Raw genomic sequence first — 3,154 nt, forward strand, 5'->3', positions numbered from 1 at the left:
CCTGGAAGGACGTCACCTTCAACTACGAATCGACCGACACGGCCGACTTCGTGCCAACCGCAACGCCCAGCTTCTAGACGAAAGGAACCGTCGCCATGATGACCAATCCGGGAAACAAGGTCACGCAGGGACAGTTTTCATTCCTGCCCGACCTGACCGATGAGCAGATTTCGGCGCAGATCAAATACGCGCTGAAAAACCACTGGGCGGTCAGCGTCGAGTACACGGACGATCCGCATCCGCGAAACACCTATTGGGAAATGTACGGCAACCCGATGTTCGACCTGAAGGACCCGGCGGGCATCCTGCTTGAAGTCAACAGCTGCCGGAAAGCCATGCCCAACATGTATGTCAGGGTCACCGCCTTCGATTCGACCAAGGGCTGGGAAGCGCCACGCATGTCGTTCATCGTCAACCGGCCGCCCAACGAACCCGGGTTCCGGCTGCTGCGCCAGGAGCGCGACGGCCGCAGCCAGGGTTATTCGATCGTGCCTTATGCGACCGACAGGCCCGAAGGCGAGCGGAGCTAGCCGAAACCATGCTGGATGCGATAGCAAAGGGCGCTGCCGCGCAGGACGAAGCGGTTGATCTGCAGGCCGAGTTCGAGGCGTCTAACATCGACGAGGTGATGGACAAGCTCGACCGCGAACTCGTTGGCCTGAAGCCCATTAAGACCCGCATCCGCGAGATCGCGGCGCTGCTCCTGGTCGACCGGCTTCGCCGCAAGTTCGGCCTGACCTCGGGCGCGCCGACGCTGCACATGAACTTTACGGGAAATCCCGGCACCGGAAAGACCACCGTGGCGCTCAGGATGGCCGAAATCCTGCATCGTCTTGGCTATGTCCGCGAAGGCCACATGGTCGCGGTGACGCGAGACGATCTCGTCGGCCAGTATGTCGGCCACACCGCGCCCAAAACCCGCGAAGTGATCAAGCGCGCCATGGGCGGGGTGCTTTTCATCGACGAGGCCTACTATCTCTACAAGCCCGAGAACGAACGCGACTACGGCCAGGAATCGATCGAAATCCTTCTGCAATGCATGGAAAACAACCGTGACGACTTGGTCGTGATTCTTGCCGGTTACAAGAACAAGATGGACCGCTTCTTCGACAGCAATCCCGGCATGCGCTCGCGCATCGCCCACCACCTAGATTTTCCCGACTACTGCGTCAGCGAACTCAAATCGATCGCCGAGACCATGCTGGCGGAACAGAATTACCGTCTCAGCGAGGCGGCGGCCAAGGCGCTCGAAGAGTATCTCCCGATACGCATGCGGCTGCCGCATTTCTCCAACGCCCGCTCGGTCCGCAATGGGCTCGACCGGGCGCGGCTTCGCCAGGCCAACCGGCTTTTCGCGTCGCGCGACCGGGCGTTGACGAAAACCGACCTTATCACCATTGAAGAATCCGATATTCGCGGCAGCCGCGTGTTCGCGGAAGGTAAGCTCGAAGGCGAACCGGAGACGAAGGCGCGCTGACAAGATGACGCCAGTTGGTGTGCAGCGACCGGAAACGGTAGACAGAATGGGAGCCGACGACCATGGGTACTAAGACAATCATCGCGCCCTCGGTGCTTTCTGCGGATTTCTCGCGGCTCGGCGACGAGGTCGAAACGGTCGTCCGGGCGGGTGCCGACTGGATCCATCTCGACGTGATGGACGGCCATTTCGTGCCCAACATCACCTTCGGCCCGCCGGTGATCAAGGCGATCCGCGACCGAACGGACAAGATCTTCGACTGCCATCTGATGATCGCGCCGGCAGATGCATATCTCGCCGCCTTCGCCGATGCGGGCTGCGACATCATCACGGTGCATGCCGAGGCCGGGCCGCATCTCGATCGTTCGCTGCAGGCGATCAGGAATCTTGGCAAGAAGGCCGGCGTATCGCTGAACCCGTCGACGCCGGAAAGTGTCATCGAATATGTGCTCGACCGGCTCGATCTGGTGCTTCTGATGACAGTCAATCCGGGTTTCGGCGGCCAGGCTTTCATTCCGGCGGTCGTCGACAAGGTCAGGCGGATCAAGGCACTGATCGGCAACCGCCCGATCGACATCGAGATCGACGGCGGCGTCACGCCCGAAACCGCGCCCCTGGTCACCGCGGCCGGCGCCAATGTGCTGGTTGCCGGCTCGGCCATTTTCAAGGGTGGCACCGAGGCTGCCTATCGCGCCAATATCGGCGCCATCAGACAGGCAGCCGACGGGGCGATCCGGAAAGCCGCGTAAAACCATTTCATCGGAGGGCAACATGGGGGCGATCCCACCTGTCTGCGATTTCGGCTGGCAAGCCATCGATGCCGTTTTGCCCGGGATCGACGGCAAATCGCACTCGATCTTCAGCCACGCCGGCCCGAACGGGCTGGTCGTAGCCTTCATCTGCAACCACTGCCCTTATGTGAAGGCGGTGATTTCACGCGTCGTCCGCGATGCCAACGATCTCAAGCCCGAAGGCATCGGCTTTGTCGCGATCAATTCCAACGATGCCGACGCCTATCCGGATGATTCCTTCGACAACATGAAGCTCTTCGCCAGAACGAACGGCTTCACTTTCCCCTACCTCCACGACGAGCGCCAGACCGTGGCGCGTGCCTATGGAGCCGTTTGCACTCCGGATTTCTTCGGGCTCAACAGCGAGTTGACGCTGCAATATCGCGGCCGGCTGGACGCGGCGCGACGCGACGCCGGACCGCCCGGGTTGAGACGCGACCTGTTCGAGGCGATGAAGCAAATTGCCCGAACCGGCGACGGGCCGCTCGACCAGATCGCTTCGATCGGCTGCTCGATCAAGTGGAAGGACGCCGCATGAACGTCGGCATGGGTAGGCGGTTTCGATCGTCGAAAGCGATCCTGTTCGATCTCGACGGCACGCTGGTCGATTCGGCGCCTGATATAAGGGCCGCAGTCAACGAGTTGCTGGCCGGCCGCGATCTGCCGCCGCTGCGCCTGGAACAGGTTAAGGCCATGATCGGCGGCGGCGTCAGGAAACTGGTCGAGCGAGCCTTCACCGCTTCCGGTACGCCGCTCCTCGGCAGCGCGCTTGACGAGGCCAACCGCGTCATGGCGCCGATCTACCGCAGACATCTCACCGGCCTGACGACGCTGATGCCTGGCGTCAGGGAGGTTCTCACCCACTTCCACTTGAGCGGAATAGCCA

5 protein-coding genes are annotated in these 3,154 nt (G+C 61.7%); all 5 read left to right on the plus strand.

Annotated features, from left to right (window positions below; all coding sequences use genetic code 11):
• The first annotated feature begins 95 nt into the window (after positions 1-95).
• Positions 96-530 (plus strand): ribulose bisphosphate carboxylase small subunit, encoded by a 435-nt coding sequence (locus EOA86_RS28245; RefSeq protein ID WP_065010919.1) that lies wholly within the window; start codon positions 96-98, stop codon positions 528-530.
• An 8-nt stretch (positions 531-538) separates the two neighbouring features.
• A complete protein-coding gene (gene cbbX, locus EOA86_RS28250) occupies positions 539-1,477 on the plus strand; it encodes a CbbX protein (RefSeq protein WP_128344681.1) in 939 nt (312 codons plus the stop codon).
• Between the two features lie 62 nt (positions 1,478-1,539).
• Positions 1,540-2,226 (plus strand): ribulose-phosphate 3-epimerase, encoded by a 687-nt coding sequence (gene rpe, locus EOA86_RS28255; RefSeq protein ID WP_065010917.1) that lies wholly within the window; start codon positions 1,540-1,542, stop codon positions 2,224-2,226.
• Positions 2,227-2,248: 22 nt separating this feature from the next.
• On the plus strand, positions 2,249-2,806 hold the full coding sequence (locus EOA86_RS28260; RefSeq protein ID WP_128344684.1) for a thioredoxin family protein: 558 nt from the start codon (positions 2,249-2,251) through the stop codon (positions 2,804-2,806).
• Positions 2,803-3,154: HAD family hydrolase (locus EOA86_RS28265; RefSeq protein WP_164892049.1), on the plus strand; the 352-nt coding region annotated here is incomplete at its 3' end. The genes EOA86_RS28260 and EOA86_RS28265, both read left to right, overlap by 4 nt.

The sequence above is a fragment of the Mesorhizobium sp. M5C.F.Ca.IN.020.32.2.1 genome (assembly GCF_004023105.1).
Classification (GTDB): Bacteria; Pseudomonadota; Alphaproteobacteria; order Rhizobiales; family Rhizobiaceae; genus Mesorhizobium; species Mesorhizobium wenxiniae.

Coding starts and splice junctions, on each gene's coding strand:
- EOA86_RS28245 (WP_065010919.1), top strand. CDS start 96: ATGATGACCAATCCGGGAAACAAGGTCACGCAGGGACAGTTTTCATTC.
- cbbX (WP_128344681.1), top strand. CDS start 539: ATGCTGGATGCGATAGCAAAGGGCGCTGCCGCGCAGGACGAAGCGGTT.
- rpe (WP_065010917.1), top strand. CDS start 1,540: ATGGGTACTAAGACAATCATCGCGCCCTCGGTGCTTTCTGCGGATTTC.
- EOA86_RS28260 (WP_128344684.1), top strand. CDS start 2,249: ATGGGGGCGATCCCACCTGTCTGCGATTTCGGCTGGCAAGCCATCGAT.